At 62.7% G+C, this 17,697-nt stretch carries 12 protein-coding genes; 10 read left to right on the top strand and 2 right to left on the bottom strand.

What is annotated here, in order from left to right:
- The first annotated feature begins 76 nt into the window (after positions 1-76).
- The 7 genes from pilB to IGX34_RS08455 all read left to right on the top strand — a co-directional run bounded on the left by pilB (position 77) and on the right by IGX34_RS08455 (position 7,891).
- Positions 77-1,801 carry a type IV-A pilus assembly ATPase PilB gene (pilB, locus tag IGX34_RS08485; protein WP_192555292.1) on the top strand — a complete coding sequence of 575 codons (1,725 nt, stop codon included), beginning with the start codon at positions 77-79 and terminating at the stop codon, positions 1,799-1,801.
- Positions 1,802-1,940: 139 nt separating this feature from the next.
- Complete coding sequence (locus tag IGX34_RS08480) at positions 1,941-3,212, top strand: type II secretion system F family protein (protein ID WP_192555291.1); 1,272 nt, start codon at positions 1,941-1,943, stop codon at positions 3,210-3,212.
- Between the two features lie 35 nt (positions 3,213-3,247).
- The gene (locus tag IGX34_RS08475) at positions 3,248-4,105 is read left to right on the top strand and encodes a prepilin peptidase (protein ID WP_192555290.1); all 858 of its coding nucleotides are present in this window, start codon (positions 3,248-3,250) and stop codon (positions 4,103-4,105) included.
- Entirely contained in the window at positions 4,102-4,722 is a 621-nt protein-coding gene (coaE, locus tag IGX34_RS08470; protein WP_192555289.1) for a dephospho-CoA kinase, read from the top strand. Before IGX34_RS08475 ends, coaE begins: the two co-directional genes overlap by 4 nt.
- A 126-nt stretch (positions 4,723-4,848) precedes the next feature.
- A complete protein-coding gene (locus IGX34_RS08465; protein ID WP_192555288.1) occupies positions 4,849-6,603 on the top strand; it encodes a glutamine--tRNA ligase/YqeY domain fusion protein in 1,755 nt (584 codons plus the stop codon).
- Complete coding sequence (locus IGX34_RS08460) at positions 6,603-7,160, top strand: nucleoside deaminase (protein ID WP_192555494.1); 558 nt, start codon at positions 6,603-6,605, stop codon at positions 7,158-7,160. Before IGX34_RS08465 ends, IGX34_RS08460 begins: the two co-directional genes overlap by 1 nt.
- The gene (locus IGX34_RS08455) at positions 7,157-7,891 is read left to right on the top strand and encodes a TVP38/TMEM64 family protein (protein ID WP_192555287.1); all 735 of its coding nucleotides are present in this window, start codon (positions 7,157-7,159) and stop codon (positions 7,889-7,891) included. Before IGX34_RS08460 ends, IGX34_RS08455 begins: the two co-directional genes overlap by 4 nt.
- A 5-nt stretch (positions 7,892-7,896) precedes the next feature.
- On the opposite strand, the gene IGX34_RS08450 is transcribed toward IGX34_RS08455, so the two are convergent.
- A complete protein-coding gene (locus IGX34_RS08450; RefSeq protein ID WP_225737329.1) occupies positions 7,897-9,924 on the bottom strand; it encodes an acyltransferase family protein in 2,028 nt (675 codons plus the stop codon).
- A gap of 824 nt (positions 9,925-10,748) precedes the next feature.
- Here IGX34_RS08450 and IGX34_RS08445 point away from each other — a divergent pair.
- Positions 10,749-14,276, top strand: a complete 3,528-nt coding sequence (locus IGX34_RS08445; RefSeq protein ID WP_192555285.1) for a hybrid sensor histidine kinase/response regulator — start codon at positions 10,749-10,751, stop codon at positions 14,274-14,276.
- A gap of 516 nt (positions 14,277-14,792) precedes the next feature.
- Here IGX34_RS08445 and IGX34_RS08440 read toward each other — a convergent pair.
- A complete protein-coding gene (locus IGX34_RS08440; protein ID WP_192555284.1) occupies positions 14,793-15,674 on the bottom strand; it encodes an NmrA family NAD(P)-binding protein in 882 nt (293 codons plus the stop codon).
- Between the two features lie 104 nt (positions 15,675-15,778).
- Between IGX34_RS08440 and IGX34_RS22415 the strand changes: the two genes are divergently transcribed.
- Both IGX34_RS22415 and IGX34_RS08430 read left to right on the top strand, forming a co-directional pair.
- Positions 15,779-16,696 (top strand): cupin domain-containing protein, encoded by a 918-nt coding sequence (locus IGX34_RS22415; RefSeq protein ID WP_192555283.1) that lies wholly within the window; start codon positions 15,779-15,781, stop codon positions 16,694-16,696.
- Positions 16,697-16,901: 205 nt separating this feature from the next.
- Positions 16,902-17,114: a hypothetical protein gene (locus IGX34_RS08430; protein ID WP_192555282.1), complete on the top strand. Its 213-nt coding sequence runs from the start codon at positions 16,902-16,904 to the stop codon at positions 17,112-17,114.
- Positions 17,115-17,697 lie beyond the last annotated feature (583 nt).

The following is a 17,697-nucleotide window of genomic DNA, read 5'->3' as shown; positions in this document are numbered from 1 at the left end:
ACCGCGAAAATCGATGGCCTGCCGGGGTCATGTGCGGTAAATTCCCTTTCAATCAGGGGGCTGGATCAGATTTGTCATGTCATCGCAACCACAACCATCCATCTCCGGACTGTCGGGCATGGCCCGCCGACTGGTATCCGAGGGCGTATTGCCGGAAGCCGATGCGCGTAAAGCCGTCGCCGACTGCGGACAGAACAAGAAGACGCTGACTGCCTGGCTGCTGGAACAGAACCTGGTCGACAGCCACCGGCTGGCGCAGGTGGCCTCGGCGGAGTTCGGCATGCCGATGCTGGATGTGACGGCGCTGGCGGCCGCCAGCATGCCGCTCAGCCTGATCAGCCAGGAGCTGATCACCAAGCACCAGGTGCTGCCGCTGCTCAAGCGCGGCAAGCGCTTGTTCGTGGGCATTGCCGATCCGATGCAGCTGCACGCGCTGGACGAGATCAAGTTCCACTCCAATTGCATGGTGGAACCGATCCTGGTGGAACGGGTGCAGCTCACCCGCGCTATCGATGGCGCGGTCAATGCCATGAGCAGCGCGATGCCGGACCTCGGCGGCGGCGAGCTGGACGAGCTGGCGCTGGAAGCAGGTGGCGATGAGGAAGGCACCGGCAGCGGCAGCGATATCGATGCCAACGCCGACGCGCCGGTGGTGAAGTTCGTCAACAAGATCCTGGTCGACGCCATTCGCCGCGGCGCCTCGGACATCCATTTCGAGCCGTTCGAATCCAACTATCGCGTGCGTTTCCGCATGGACGGCATGCTGCGCGCCATGGCCTCTCCGCCGCCGAAGCTGGCCAGCCGCATTTCCGCGCGCCTGAAGGTGATGGCGGGACTGGATATCGCCGAACGTCGCGTACCGCAGGACGGCCGCATCAAGTTGAACCTGAGCAAGAGCCACGCGATGGACTTTCGCGTGAGCACGCTGCCGACGCTGTTCGGCGAAAAAGTGGTGTTGCGCGTACTGGACAGTTCCTCGGCCAAGCTCGGCATCGATAAGCTCGGCTACGACGAAGACCAGAAGCAGTTGTACCTGAACGCCATGCACAAGCCCTACGGCATGGTGCTGGTCACCGGCCCCACCGGCTCGGGCAAGACGGTTTCGCTGTATACGGCGCTGAATATTCTCAACACCGCCGAACGCAATATCTCGACGGTGGAAGACCCGGTTGAAATCCGCGTCGAGGGCATCAACCAGGTGCAGCAGAACACCAAGCGCGGCATGACCTTCGCCGCCGCGCTGCGCTCGTTCCTGCGCCAGGATCCGGACGTGATCATGGTCGGCGAAATCCGCGACCTGGAAACGGCCGAGATCGCCATCAAGGCGGCGCAGACCGGCCACATGGTGCTGTCCACCCTGCATACCAACGATGCGCCGCAGACCATCGCGCGCCTGATGAACATGGGCATTGCGCCCTACAACATCACCTCGTCGGTCACGCTGGTGATCGCCCAGCGCCTGGCCCGCCGCCTGCATAGCTGTAAGAAGGTGCAGAATCTGCCGACGCAGGTGCTGGTGGAAGCCGGCTTTACCCAGGCAGAGATCGATGCCGGCATCACGGTCTATGAAGCTGCCGGCTGCGATGAATGCAACGAAGGTTACAAGGGCCGCGTGGGCATTTATCAGGTGATGCCCATGCTGGAAGACATCCAGAAGATCATCCTGCAGGGCGGCAATGCCTTGCAGATCGCCGAGGTGGCAGGCAAGGCAGGCATCAACGACCTGCGTGCCTCGGCGCTCAAGAAGGTGAAGGACGGGGTCACCAGCCTGGCGGAAATCGACCGCGTGACTAAGGATTGAGCACCAGATCAAGCTTTTGGGGCTCTTTCGTGCCTGACTTGCGCGGAGCGCCACGAAACGTCTTGTGAAAGTAACGTAAGCTCCGGATTATCCAGCCCCGACCACACTCGGCGCCGGACCGGATCATTGGGGGATTGGCATGGCCACTGCAACAGCCGCAAAGAACACCCGGGCACAGGGCGCGCAGCGCGCCGAAGTGACCCAGATGCCGACTTACGACTGGGTCGCGCTCGACAAGCGCGGCAAGGTCATGAAAGGGTCGATGCAGACCAAGAACGCCACCCTGGTCAAGGCGGAACTGCGCCGCCAGGGCATGAACCCGCAAAGCGTCAAGGAACGTGCGAAACCGCTGTTCGGTTCCACCGGCTCCAGCGTCAAGCCACGCGACGTAGCCATCTTCAGCCGCCAGATCGCCACCATGATGGCCTCCGGCGTACCGATGGTGCAGGCCTTCGACATCATCGCCGACGGCCAGAAGAATCCGCGTTTCAAGAACATGCTGGTCGCCGTGAAGCAGGGCATCGAAGGCGGCGCGTCGCTGCATGAGGCCCTGACTCTCTACCCGATACAGTTCGACGAGCTCTACCGCAACCTGGTCCGCGCCGGCGAATCGGCGGGTGTGCTCGATACCGTGCTCGATACGGTCGCCACCTACAAGGAGCGGATGGAGAGCATCAAGAGCAAGATCAAAAAGGCGATGTTCTATCCAGTGATGGTGCTGCTGGTGGCCATGCTGGTCTGCATGATCATGCTGCTGTTCGTGGTGCCCGTGTTCGCCAAAACCTTTACGGAAGCAGGCGCCGCGCTGCCCGCACCTACCCAGGTGGTGGTGTCCGCGTCCCAGTTCATGCAGAACTACTGGTGGGTGGTGATCGGCACCATCGTCGTCGGCGTCATCGGCCTGGTCGAAGGCAAACGCCGCTCGCAAAAATTCGCGCACTTTCTCGATCGCGTGCTGCTGCATTTCCCGGTCATCGGCAACATCCTGCGCAATTCGGCGATTGCCCGCTTCTCCCGCACCCTGGGCGTGACGTTCCACGCCGGCGTGCCGCTGGTCGAAGCACTCGACTCCGTCGCCGGCGCCACCGGCAGCGTGGTCTACGGCGATGCCATCAGGCTGATGCGCGATGACGTGGCCGTCGGCCACCAGTTGCAGCTGGCCATGCGCCAGACCGGCCTGTTTCCGAACATGGTGGTGCAGATGACCGCCATCGGCGAAGAATCCGGCGCGCTGGACAGCATGCTGTTCAAGGTGGCGGAGTTCTACGAGGAAGAGGTCAATAACGCCGTCGACACCCTTTCCACCCTGCTGGAGCCGCTGATCATGGTGATCCTGGGCACGCTGGTGGGCGGCATGGTGGTGTCCTTGTACCTGCCGATCTTCAAGCTGGCGGGTGCGGTTGCCGGCTAATATTCGGCGCATTCCTCTCTCGCCTGGAGCCGGGCATGCCCGACTTGCCGTTGTTTGCGTGGACTGCCGTGGCCGGCGTGCTGGGGCTGATCGTCGGAAGTTTCCTCAATGTCGTGATCCTGCGCCTGCCGGCCCGCCTGGAGGCGCAATGGCAGCAGGAAGCGCAGAACGTGCTGGGGCTGCAAGCCGACGGGCAACCGCTGCCGCCAGGCGTGGTGCGCGAGCCCTCGCACTGTCCGCACTGCAAACACCCGCTTGCGGCGCGCGACAACATTCCGTTGTTCGGCTGGCTGCTGCTGCGCGGCCGCTGCCGCTATTGCCAGACCCCTATCTCCATCCAGTATCCGCTGGTGGAATTGCTGAGCGCCGTGCTGTGCGCGGTGATCGTATGGCGGCTAGGCCCGACCTGGGCGGCGGTAGCCGGGCTGTTTCTCACCTGGGCGCTGCTGGCCCTGTCCGGCATCGATTTTCGTACCCAGCTGCTGCCTGACCAGATCACCCTGCCCTTGCTGTGGGCCGGCTTGCTGCTGAGCCTGGTTCATCTGTTCGTCGTGCCGCAGCAAGCCATTCTCGGTGCGGTCATCGGCTATCTCAGCCTGTGGAGCGTGTACTGGCTGTTCAAGCTGCTGACCGGCAAGGAAGGCATGGGCTTTGGCGATTTCAAGCTGCTGGCCGCGCTCGGCGCCTGGATGGGCCCCGGCTCGCTGCTGCCGGTGGTGCTGCTTTCTTCGCTGGTGGGGGCGCTGATCGGCGGCGCGCTGATTGTGCTGCGCAAGCACGGCCGCGAAATGCCGATGCCGTTCGGCCCCTTCATCGCCATGGCCGGCTGGATCTGGTTTGTCGCGGGCGATGCGCTGTGGCATGCCTATATGGGCCTGTCCGGAATCGGATGAGTCTGCCCATGCCGTTTACCGTGGCAATGACCGGCGGCATCGCTTCCGGCAAGAGTGTGGTGGAACAGCGCTTCAAGGCCCTGGGTGTACCCGTGTGCGATGCGGACTACGCCGCACGCGTGGTAGTGAAACCGGGCAGCGACGGGCTTGCCGCGATCGTGGCTGCGTTCGGCAACGACGTGCTGGACGCCCAGGGAGGCCTCGACCGGCCGGCGATGCGCCAGCGGATTTTTGCCGATCCGACTGCGCGCAAGACCCTCGAAGCCATCATGCATCCCCGCATCCGCCAATGGATGCTCGAGCACGCGCAACAGGCCCCTGGCCCCTACGTGATGCTCGCTGTGCCCTTGCTGGCCGAAAACCTCGGCCATTACCGCTGGGTCGACCGGATCGCGGTGGTGGATGTGCCGGAAACCATCCAGATCCAGCGCCTGATCGGCCGCGACGGCATTGACGAGGTGCTGGCCGCCCGCATCCTGGCCAGCCAGGCATCGCGCGCGAACCGCTTGGCGCTGGCCGATGATGTGATCGACAACGCCGGTCCGGAAACGGCCCTGGATACCCAGGTGGCGGCGCTTCATCAACGTTACTTGGAGCTGTCCGCCAACCGGCGTTAGCGGCCCGCAGCGGCTGCCGCGCCCGCTACCGCCCGCAAAGATCGCCGCTTTGGCAAGCGGTTACGTAAAGCTTTCATCCGGTTAAACTTGGGGATTCCGCCACCTCGTGCGAAAGCGCTGAACCCGATGTCGACCGAATCCGCCGCCAAACCCGCTGAAGCCCCCGAGACCGACGCGCCGCGCGATTTCATCCGCCAGATCATTCGCGAGGACCTCGCCAAGGGCAAGCACGCGGCCATCCGCACCCGCTTCCCGCCCGAGCCCAACGGCTATCTGCATATTGGCCACGCCAAGGCGATCTGCCTGGACTTCGGCATCGCGCGCGAGTTTGCCGGCTGGTGCAACCTGCGCCTGGACGACACCAACCCGGGCAAGGAAGACCCCGAGTTCGTCGAAGGCATCAAGGACGATGTCCGCTGGCTGGGCTACGACTGGCACGACCTGCGCCACGCCTCGGACTATTTCGAAGTGCTCTACCGCGCCGCGCGCAAGCTGGTCCAGGACGGCCACGCCTACGTGGACGACCTCAGCGCCGAGGAAATGCGCGAATACCGCGGCACCCTGACCGAAGCGGGCCGCAATTCGCCGTTCCGCACGCGCAGCGTGGAGGAGAACCTGGATCTGTTCACCCGCATGCGCGCCGGCGAGTTTGCCGACGGCAGCAAGACGCTGCGCGCCAAGATCGACATGGCCTCCGGCAACATCAACCTGCGCGATCCGGCGATCTATCGCATCCGCAAGGTCACCCACCAGAACACCGGCGACGCGTGGCCGATCTACCCGATGTACGACTACGCGCACTGCCTGTCCGATGCGCTGGAAGGCATCACCCATTCGCTGTGCACGCTGGAATTCGAGGACCATCGCCCGCTCTACGACTGGTTCGTGGACAAGGTGGACCTGCCCAGCCATCCGGAGTTGTGGCAGCACATGCGCGATGCGGGCTTCCGCACCGAGCCGGCCAAGCCGCGCCAGATCGAATTCTCCCGCCTCAACCTCAGCTACATGATCACCAGCAAGCGCAAGCTGGCCCAGCTGGTGAACGATGGGCTGGTGGATGGCTGGGACGACCCGCGCATGAACACCCTGCGCGGCCTGCGCCGACGCGGCTTCACGCCGGGCGGCATCCGCCTGCTGATCGAACGCCTGGGCGTGAGCAAGCAGAACAGCGTGATCGATTACGCCATCTTCGAAAACTGCGTGCGCGAAGACCTCGACGGCAGCGCACCGCGCCGCATGGCGGTGATCGATCCGCTCAAGCTGGTGATCACCAATCTGCCGGAAGGTCACGAGGAAACGCTGAACTTCGCGAACCATCCCAAGGATGAAAGCTTCGGTACGCGCCAGGTGCCGTTCTCGCGCGAAGTCTGGATCGAGCGCGAGGATTTCGCCGAAGTGCCGCCAAAGGGGTTCCATCGCCTGAAACCGGAAGGCGAGGTGCGCCTGCGTGGCGTCGGCATCGTGAAGTGCGCGCAGATGGTGAAAGATGCAGCCGGCCAGGTAACCGAGCTGCACTGCACGCTGGATCCGGAGTCGCGCTCGGGCATGCCCGGTGCCGACCGCAAAGTGAAGGGCACCATCCACTGGGTCAGCGCCACGCATGGCGTCGCCACCGAAATCCGCATCTACGACCGCCTGTTCAATGTGGCGACGCCGGATGACGAAAGCGACGGCAAGACCTGGGTCGAGCACATCAATCCCGAAGCCAAGCGCATCGTGCGCGGCTGGCTGGAGCCGGCCGCCGCCAGTGCCGCGCCGGAACAGCGCTACCAGTTCGAGCGCCTCGGTTATTTCGTGGCGGATCGGCTTGATCACCGCCCGGATGCACCGATCTTCAACCGGACGGTCACGCTGCGTGACACCTGGGCCAAACAGGCATGATGTTGCCGCTGCAGATCCACCTCACCCTGCCGCCCTGGATCGAAGAAGTGGCCGACACAAGCCGGCGCTATCTCACCGACGAGGAACGTGTAGGGCTGGCGATCGAGCTGTCGCGACGCAATATCCAGCACGGCACCGGCGGTCCCTTCGGTGCTGCCGTGTTCGATGAGCACGGACGGTTGATTTCCGCCGCCGCCAACCGGGTGGTGCCGCAGACCTGCTCGGTCGCCCATGCAGAGATGCTGGCCTACATGACTGCGCAGCAGCGCCTGGCCAGCTACCGGCTCAACGAACAAGGCGGCCACTACACCCTAGCCACCAGTTCGCAGCCGTGCTGCCAGTGCTACGGCGCCACCGTGTGGGCCGGCGTCGATACGCTGCTGATCGGCGCCCGCGCCGAAGATGTGGAAGAACTCACCGAGTTCGACGAAGGTCCGCTGCCGGCCGACTGGGTCGGGGAGCTGGAACGCCGCGGCATCGCTGTGCGCCGCGACATCCTGCGCGAGCAAGCCCGTACCGTACTGGCCGCTTTTGGCGCCACCGGGGAGCGCTATTGAACCGCTTGCGTGCCGCGCTGCCGTTGCTGTTGCTGATTGCAGCAGGCATCGTCTTGTTGGCGTCCGGCGTGTTCGATCGCATCCATCCCGAGCAGCTCGTCGCGCACCAGCGGGAATTCCGCGCGCACATCAATGAAGATCCCTGGCTCAGCCGGCTGGTCTATATCGGCCTGCTGACCCTGGCGACCTGCACCGGCATCCCCGTCACCATCGTGCTGATCCTGGCCGGCGGCTTCGCCTTCGGTGTGCTCGAAGGCACTACTTATTCCTCGATCGGGCTGACCCTGGGCTCGCTGATCCTGTTCCTGGCCAGCCGCTACGCCTTTGGCGCCGGCAGCAAGCATCCGCCCGCCATCGTCGAGCGGCTCCACCATGGCTTCGAACGCCATCCGGTGGTCTATACGCTGTTTCTGCGACTGGTGCCGGTTGCGCCGTTCGGGCTGATCACGGTGGCACTCGCCTGGCTGCGCTGTTCGCTCTGGCTGTTCCTGGGCGCCACCTGGTTCGGGGGCACCCTCATGCTTGCCTTCGAGACCTCGATCGGCGCCGGACTGGGTCATGCGATCAGCCAGGGCCAGCGGCTTGGCATCGGATTGATCTTCGACCCCAGCGTGATGACGCCGCTGGGCGTGCTGGCCCTGCTCTCGCTGGTGCCGCTGGTGCTGGAACGGCTCAAGTCGCGTTGGCACCCCGCCACCTCGCACACCGACCAGCCCCCCGACAAATCCTGAGTCCCTCAGCGGGACGGCACCGCCGCAGGCGTGCTGCCGCTATTGGTAAACGGATTGGGCTGGGTCTGCAGGTAGCGCTGGCCGAGCTGGTACGAACCGTAGTCGGACATATGCCCGGTATCGCGGTAGATCGGCACGCCCTGGTAAGTGGTCATACAAGTCGCACCGGAGCACTGCACCAGCCGCGGATCGATCAGCACCAGGCTCGGGTAACGGGTTTTCAGCCGCTCGAACAGCTGGTCGTACCAGATTTCGGTCTGGTTCTTGTTGCTGCTCAGCGTGCAATCGGTACCGCCGGTTTTCTCGCGCAGCTTGAAGTGCTGATAGAAGCAGCCCTCGAAATCCGGCGGCATTACCGGCGCGCCCTTGATCACCACCGGAACCGCTCCGGTCGCGGTGATGATGTCTAGCGCATGCCGCACGGCCGCTTCCATGCGCGCCTGCCCAAGCTCCCGGGATTGCGGGTCGCCGGGCTGATTCACCACCGCGGCGAAGTCGTAGTACACCCAGTTCTCGCCGATGATCACGTACTTGAATTGGTGCGACTGGATGATGCTGTAGTAGTGCTTGGTGCGGTCTTCGCAAACGCGATATTGCTGGTAGTTGATCGAGTACCAGTTGTAGAGCGTGACGCCCGGCAACGCCAGGCAGGACGGTGTGGCCAGCGATGCCACCGAGATGCCGGCCGCGTTCGACAGCAATCCGATGAAATTCCAGTATTGATTGGAATACGAATCGCCGATCATCAGGCCGGTAACGGGCACATCCTTTTTCCCGACCACGCACACATCCAGGTAATGCGGATCGACATTGCCGCCATTGGTGCCGCGTCCCTGCAGGCAATGCCGGCGCAACGGTGGGTCATATTTGTCCAGCGTGCCGTTGACGTAAGCCAGCTCCGGCCCGAAACGCCCAGGGAAAAATGCATATTTCTGCGCAACGCCGAACACCGCGGCCATCGCCACCAGCGGCACTACCACCAGCACTGCCAACGACTTGCCGAAGCCTGGGCGCAGCCGCCGGTACGGCTGCTCGATAAAGCGATACGAGAGATAGCCCAGCAAGAACGTCAGCGCGAAGCAAAGCAGCAGACAGCCGCCGGTTTCCGGCAGTTGCAGATAGCGCCAGGTAGCGAAGATCGGCCAGTGCCACAGATAGAGCGAATAGGAAATGTCGCCCACGAACACCACCGGTGCCAGCGACAGCACGCGTGAGACCCAGGACTGCTCGTTGCCGCCCATCCACAGCACCATCACGCAGGCGGCGCTGAGCATCACGGCATACGGATTGGGATAATCGGCGATCACGCCCGGCTTCATCGCGATAGCGAAAATCAGCGCCAGCGCCAGCAGGCCCAGGGCATTGAGAGCCAGTGCGTTCGATGGCTTGGGGCGCCCTTCGATCAACACGGCGAGCGTAGCGCCAAACAAAAATTGGAAGATGCGGCTGGAGAACCAGAAATATGCCGCATCGCCATGCATCACCGGCTGCCGCACCGCGAGGATCGACGCCGCCACCAGCGCCAGCAGTAACACCACGCGCGTCTGCCGCGGCGATGCGTAGCGATACAGCAGCCACATCGTCACCGGCATCAGCACATACCACTGCCATTCGACCGACAGCGACCAGGTATGCAACAGCAGTAGTGTCTGCGAGCCGGTGGCCGCATAAGCCGTCGTGGTCTTGGCGAAGTAGTAGTTGGAAGTCAGCCCGATGGTCTGCATGGCCGACTTGAAATAGACGTTGAAATCGTCGGGCAGGTAGAAAATCGCCGCTGCCAGCAAGGTCGCGGCAATCACCGCCAGCAACGCAACCTGGATGCGCCACAGCCGGCGCACATAGAAATCCGCAAATGAAAATTTGCCGGCGACCAGATCGGCTCGCACGATCGCGGTGATCAGGAAACCGGAGATGACGAAGAACACGTCAACGCCGAGAAAGCCGGAGGGAAATGCGGTCAGCCCACCATGAAACAGAAGCACGAGCACAACGGCGACGGCTCTCAGTCCGTTGATGTCCTTCCTGAATTTCATATCGCCAGTGGTTTTCCGCTCAAAGTACAGGCCCGCGCGGCATCAACATGGCGCCGGCTACATGCAGCGCGGCGATGCCCGCCTCCCCCAAGATGCAACGACCTGCGCGACATCTGCCCGCCCAGCTCCGCGCTGATAAAAGCGCTGGCTAAGATCTTTACGATCTTAACATGTGCCCCTGCACGGTCTGTGCGGACTGCCCGTGGCCTCGTGCCGGTGCGCGTGGCCGGACCTGGAAATAAAAACGCCGCCCCTGAGGGGCGGCGGCGGGCGTCGGTCATCCTTGATGTGGCGGGGCCCCGCCACGGCGCCTGGACTTCCCAGCGCCGGATTTGCAGCAAGTCCCATGCCAGGAGCCCGGCTTTTCCAGGCGCAAACGCCGTATCCGGTCTTCTGGAGGACCGCACCGGGACAACAAGCCGTTGAATCAAAAAGAGCGTGTCTCGCCAGTTCGGGAGCGGCGCGGCTGCTTCGCTAGCGGCTTTCCTCGTGCGGCCAACCGGCCCTGCCTCCGTCGCGCCATGCGTCAGCGTGTCGAAAGTTGCCGCTAAGCGGCGCATGCAGACCTGCGTCCGTGCCCCGGCATTTCTCCAAGAGGTGACCGGATCCTCGCTAATCGCGCACTCACCGGACCGCTCTCCATCTGCTATCCACGGACCCAGTCTGTACACTTCACCCTCCCCCTACCGCCCCGATCGATTCGATCCCTTCGATTACCGTGACCGGTAACGTGCCCAACGGACAGGACCGAGCGAAGTGACCGCCACCGAACCACTGCCGCGCCAGGTTTCGCGGCGATCGGAGTGCCGATGCTGAGCGCGCTCATGCTTGCCGCGCTCATGTTCGGCAGCCAACCCGCCAGCGGCAGCAGTACGCCGCCAGCAACGGCGTTGCTGCCGGCCCCCACCCCGCAATTTCGGCGCTTCACGACGGCCGAAGGGTTGCCTGATCCGAGCATCAGCGCACTGCTGCAAGACCGCGAGGGCTATATCTGGGTCGCCACCGGCTCGGCACTGACACGCTATGACGGCGTGGAATTCAAAACCTGGACGCAGCGCAGCGGCGATCCCTATGCCGCGCCGTCCGACCGCGTACGGGCCTTGCTGGTCGACGCACAGGGACGGCTGTGGAGTGGCGGCGACGATGGCCTGGCGCGCTATGACGCCACGCGTGATGGCTTCCTGCACTGGCACCATGACGACAAGGTTCCGGATAGCCTGGGTGTCGATCAGGTCGCCTCATTGGCACAAGACCGCGATGGCACGCTGTGGTTGGGGCTTAGCGATGGCGGCCTCGATCATCTGGTGGGCGGACAGCACTTCGAGCATGCCCGCCACGATCCGTCCAACCCGCGCAGCCTGTCCGACAACGACGTGCGCGCGCTGCTGGCCGAGCCCGATGGCCGCCTATGGGTCGGCACTGGAGCTGGCCTGGATTTGCGCGAGCGCGACGGCAGCTTCAGCCATGTGCGATTCGAAGACGAGCACGGTCAGCGGCTGGAGTCCCCGCGGATATTCGCCCTGATCCATCACGAGCATGCATTGCTTATCGGTACCGTGCTTGGGTTGTTCCAACTGGACCACGACGACGTCGCCCATCGCGTGCCACTGGCAGGCATCCCGACTGTGCCGATTGCCTCGATCGCGCCGGACGATTCGGGCCGCCTGTGGCTGGGCACGTCCAACGGCCTGGTGCTGCGCGATCGCGACGGGCGCTGCTATCGCTTCGACGCCAAGCAGTTGCTGCCTCACGCGCTGCCCGGCCAGATCGTGCTGCGCCTCTTGCACGATCGCGAAGGTGGCCTGTGGCTGGCGACCGACAACGGCCTGGCTTATCTGGCACCGGACTGGCATGACTTCACCCGCAGCATCCATCAACCCGATGACCCGGCCAGCCTCAGCGCCGGCAGCTTTATCGCAGTGGCCGCGGCAGGCGGCGGCAAGCTCTGGGTCGGCAACCAGGGCGGCGTGATCGATGTGCTCGACCCGGCCACGCAGACGGTGCAGCCCGCGGTCGTGCGACTGCCCGGTACGCACCGCGAGATCTACGACATGGCGATGGATGCGCGCGGCCAGCTTTGGGTCAATGCTTCCGACGGCAGCTTCCGCTATCGCCAGGGGCACCTCGAACCGATCGATGTACCGGCCCAGCCCTACAACGTGGCGCTGGACGAGAACGGCACTGCCTATATGAATCTGGTGCCTGCGGGGATTTGCACCGTGCCCGCCGACGGCATGCGCTGCACACCACTGCCTTTTGCCGATCCTGCGTTGGCGCAGGCCTCCAACAACGATATGCGCTGGCATGACCACGCCTTGTGGATTGCCACCGACAAGGGCGTTGCCCGTTGGCAGCCCGGGCAGTCCGTGCGCTATGTCGAGGGGGTGGCGCGAGGTTTCGCTCGTGCACTGGATCTACACGGCGATGAACTGTGGGTGGCTGACGCCAACAGCCTCTCTGTCTATCGCCAGCAAGGCGATCGTGAGGTTCGCTTCGCGCGCCATGCGCTCAACGATCAACACGTGGTCAACAGCATCATGAGCCTGCGCGTGGACGACGCCGGGCGTGCGTGGCTGTTCACCCGCGGCGGCTTGTGGCTGTACGACCCTGCCGAGAACAGTCTGCGCGGCTTTGGCCTCGAAAACGGCCTGGTCGACAGTTATTTCGGCAGCAATGCGATCGCGCGCTTGCCCGATGGCTATCTATACGCACCCTCCAAGGACGGCATCGTCGGTTTCCAGCCTGCCGCGATTCAGCCGCATCGGCGCGCGCCGGAAATACGCCTCAGTGCACTGAGTGTGCGCGGCCATGACGGTGTACGCGAGTTGTCGCCCGACAGCGGCCGCATAACGCTGGCCTGGAACGATCGCGATCTCACCATCGTGGCGCGGGCGTTGTCGTTCATTGCGCCGCAGGAGAATGTCTATCGCTTTCGCCTGGATGGTCTCGACAACGACTGGGTCAACACCGGCCATCGCGGCGATCGCACTTTCACTCAGTTGCCGCCCGGCGATTTCACCTTGCACGTGCAGGCCGCCGGCCCGGATGGCACATGGGGTGAACTGACCACGCCACTGCATCTGCATGTAGACCGTCCGCCGTGGCTGCGCTGGTGGGCATGGCTTGCCTATGCATTGTTGTTGGCACTGCTGTTCGTAGCGCTGCTCCATGCCATGCGTCGGCGACAGCTGCAGCGCCATCGTCTGGAGCTGATCACCCAGGAGCATGACCTGGCACGCGCTGCCAGCCAGGCCAAGACCGAATTTCTGGCCCAGCTCGGCCATGAGATCCGCACGCCGATGACCGGCGTGCTGGGCATGGCCGAGCTGCTGCTCAGCCGCCCGCTCGGCGACACCGAGCGGCGCTTTACGCAGACCATCCGCAATTCCGGCGAAGTACTACTCACCCTGGTCAACGACGCGCTCGATCTGGCGCGCATCGAAGCCGGTCGGCTGCAGTTGGTACCGGCCCCGTTCGATCCACGCGCGCTGGTGCAGGATGTCGCCGAACTGCAGCGCGCCAAAGCCAATGCCAAGGGGCTGGTCTTGCGCGTGGACATTGCCGATGACGCGCCGCCCCAGGTGTTGGGCGATGCCGTGCGCATCCGGCAGATCCTGCTCAACCTCAGCGGCAATGCCGTCAAATTCACCGAGCATGGCGAAATACATCTGGCTCTGACCGGTCACGCCGGCGCACTGCGCTTCACCGTAAGCGATACCGGGCAGGGCATCAGCGCCAGCGATCAGGCCAAACTGTTCCATCGCTACCAGCAACTGGACGGTCCGCAGCGCGGTTCGGGCAGCGGTCTGGGCCTGGCCATCTGTCGCGAACTGGCGACCTTGATGGACGGCTCCATCGCACTGGAATCGACGCCCGGTACGGGCAGCACCTTCCATGTGTCATTGCCACTGCCGGCGGCCGCTGTACGAATCGAATCCGTGCAAACCGGTGCCGGCACGGCAGGCCCGCGCTGGCATCTACTGCTGCTGGAAGACGATCCCACGGTAGCTGCGGTGATCGTCGGCCTGCTCGAAGTGCAGGGCCACGCCGTCGAACATGTCCCCCATGCCCTGCGCGCACTGGAAGTATTGGAACACTCGCGCTTCGACGCCGCCCTGGTGGATCTGGACCTGCCCGGCCTGGATGGCCTGCAGTGGGCACAGCTGGTGCGTTCGCGCGAAGGCAATCACGCGCTGCCGATGATTGCCATCACGGCGCGCTCCGGTGGCGACGAGGAAAGCCTCGCCCGCGCCGCCGGCATGGACGGCTTTTTGCGCAAACCGCTGCACGGCGAACAGCTGGCGCAGGCCTTGGCGGCGGTACTGGCGCGCGCCGCCGCTGTCAGCCGCTAAGCAAGCTCCGTGGCTGCCACGTGTGCTGCGATGGCGGCATAAAAAAAGGGACTTACGCGAGGTAAGTCCCTGGTGCAGCTGGTGGGCCGTGACAGATTCGAACTGTCGACCAATAGATTAAAAGTTAGGTGCACTGTACCCAACGATCAACAACTTACCTCCAGCATTTTTACGGAAAATAGGCCTTTTCGTCGCGGCAAATCAAAGAGATAGCCTCCAATTTTACGGGGTAAAAGGACTTCAAAATGGGATCGAAGCACACATCCTTAATTCGCAAGGATCACCTCCAGCGCCAAGAAGCATCGACATGCAGATCCGTCCAGCTGATCGCGTTTGGGGCGGCCCCTGATTCCGGAGCTGGTGCTAATTTGGAGCGCATTGCAGATAGCTGATCGGTCGGCTTGGCACTCGAAGCGGTCGCCGTCTAAAGATCTACTGCAAAGGCTTCGGTGGACCAAAACCATCACCGCCCCCAAGAGCCGACTGCCTTCCGTTTCCAGACACAACAGGCCCTGATCACTCAGCCATGGCCGGCTTCAGGGTGCGCTCGACCCATTGGCGAAAGGTGATCCTTTGCCGGCTCTCCGCATCCCGTTCGGCGGCGTTGTCCATGCCTTCGTTCTTGGCGCGGTACATATCGACGTAGCCTGCGGCAAAAGACTCGGTTGCTCCGCGTCCAATGAACTGCTGTTTGAGCTGTTCCAAACCGATCTGCTGGTAGCGGATTTCTCGACCCGTCACATCCGAGATGATAGCGGCCATGTCGTTGTAGGACAGATCCTCGGGCCCGATCACCGGTAGCTCGTGTTGCCCAGTCCAATTGTCGTGGGCGAGCCACTGGGCCGCTACGGAGGCCATGTCGCGGGTGGCGGTCAGAGGAAGTTTCTTGTCGGGATCGATCGGCCCGAAGCACAGGCCCTTTTCCTTCATCGGTCCCACTTGCCGCGCGATATTTTCCATGAAAGACGGCATGGCCAGACCTCGGAATGCGACGCCCGTCGACATCAGCAAATCGTCCATCCGTAACGAGGCGGTGACCAGACCGGCCCTGTCTTGCCACGCAGTGCCGCGACCAAGTGCGGTAATGCTGATCACCCGCTTGACACCGTGCCGCCGGATCGCCGCAGCAGCGGGGCGGGTAAATTCAATGTAGGCCGCATCGATTTCTTTGGTCATGTCAGGCGGTGCCACCCAGAACAGCGCGTTAGCGCCCTCAAGGGCGCGATCGAGCACGGCGGCATCGCCATGTGACCCCTCGATCACCTCCGCCTGATTGAGGATTTGCTCGTGCAGCGAATCGACATGGCGAACGATGACGCGCACGGGCTCTCCGGCTTTCAACAGCTCTCCCGCGACTTGACTGCCGATCTGGCCGGTGGGGGTGGTCACCACGATCATGAATTTCGCTCCTGGCTTTTTGTTGGCCCGGAGTGTAGATAGGATCGGCCATACGACCTATACGTGATCGTCGGTATTTTCTTCGCGATCGTCCGGAGCAATGCGTGGATCCCCTCTCTGATCTCCTCTCCCTTCTCAAACCCGATCGCTACCGCACGGCTGCTTTCGATGCAGGTGGCGAGTGGGCTGTGCGATACGACGATCAGGTCGGCCGCATCAAATGCTATGCGGTCACCCGAGGTGGCTGTTGGCTTGCGGTCGACGGTGTCGCACCCGTCAGGCTGTCCGCGGGCGACTGCTTCGTGCTGCCTAGTGGTCGTTCCTTCACGCTAGCCAGCGATCTGGGTGTGACGCCGATATCGGTCCGCCAGGTGCATGCCGGCTTGCGCTACGGCGGCGTGGTCGTTCACCAAGGCGGTGGCGACGTCTATCTGGTCGGCGCCCGTTTCGACCTGACCGGACGGCAGTCACGCGTGCTGCTCCATTCACTCCCGCCGATACTGTTGATCGAGGAGACGGCCGATCAAGCAGCGCTACGCTGGGTCATCGAGCGCCTAATGGACGAGATGCGAGAAGAACGGCTCGGTTCCAATCTCGCAGCCCATCACCTTGCCCACATGATGCTGGTGCAGGCGTTACGTCTATGCCTGATCGCACCGCCGCATGACGGCATCGGTTGGTTTTTTGCGCTCGCCGATCCACAGATCGGTGCTGCCATCGGCGCGATGCATGCTGATCCGGCGCGCCGGTGGACGCTGCACGAACTTGCAACACAGGCGGGCATGTCCCGCTCGATCTTCGCGCAACGTTTCCGCGACAAGGTCGGGGAAGCCCCCATCGCCTATCTGACCCATTGGCGGATGAGGCTGGCGGCGGAGCGGCTAATGACCGGTGAAGATACGCTGGCGCACATTGCACAGTCGTTCGGCTACGAATCCGAGAACGCTTTTAACACCGCTTTTAAGCGCGTCATGGGTTGTTCGCCACGCCGCTACGCTCGTGCGGAAACCGCGATTGCTTAGGTCATGCGGCCTCTTAGCGGTAGCCGCGGGACACATTTCCCATAGCAGCGGCATGGGTTGCCTGAGCCGCAGGTGTGTAAAGCAAACAAGTCCGCAAAAGCACGAGCCATCCCACTCAGCGGCATCCACTCGGCTTTCGTGAAAACTTGCACCAAGACTGCACCTCAGCGATGTTGTGCGCAGGAACACGAGGGAATAGCTAGTAATGACAACAGCAACAACACTTCTCACCTTGATCACCCATACCCAACAGCACATCGCCGCTATGGAAAGCCTGGTAGCGGGCATGACGGCAGGCCTTTGCGCTGGAATGGTCGATGCCGATCACATGTACACACTGCTGACCACGCAAACCCGCGCTATCCATGCGCACCTGGGTCAGGTGGCCATTGCCGTAGAGAAGATAGATCTGGGATGACTACGAACGAGAACGGCAGCCCGCTTACGTATATAGCCCCAATGGGTGGCATCGTCGGAAAAAGGTAATTTTGGTAATCATGCTGACGAAATACCCTATTTCATCAGCATGATCAAATAGTTAGGAAAAAACAGCAAAGGTAATCCAAGGGTAATTGGAGGTAATCTGATTACCTTCCTTAAAGGTAATTTTTTGGAAGAGAACCATTCTTTAAATTCAATCACTTACAGATAATGGTAATTTTGATTACCTTTAGATTACCTTTATCAGAAATCTCATTTAGATATTAAGAACAGTGACTTAGGCAGTTTTTTGGCCTCCTGGTTACCCAAATTACCTCTTTAGAAGCGGTTCCTAACGGCAGCGCACCGCGCCGGGCACAGAAGCTATCCCGCCACGACCAAGGGCTCAGTCCACGGGTGCATCAATCCGCGTCACGAATGCGTGAGCTGACCTGAAATTTCTGGTCCAGATCCAAAGTTCATAGACTTATGACGAGGAGACTGGACGATGCCCAAGAAACGCTTTAGTTCCGAAGAGATCATCCACAAGCTGCGCGAGGCCGAGGTGCTTTCCTCGCAGG

The sequence above is a fragment of the Dyella acidiphila genome, from assembly GCF_014863405.1.
Taxonomy (GTDB): Bacteria; Pseudomonadota; Gammaproteobacteria; order Xanthomonadales; family Rhodanobacteraceae; genus Dyella_B; species Dyella_B acidiphila.
This window is presented reverse-complemented; position numbering and strand designations above follow the sequence as displayed.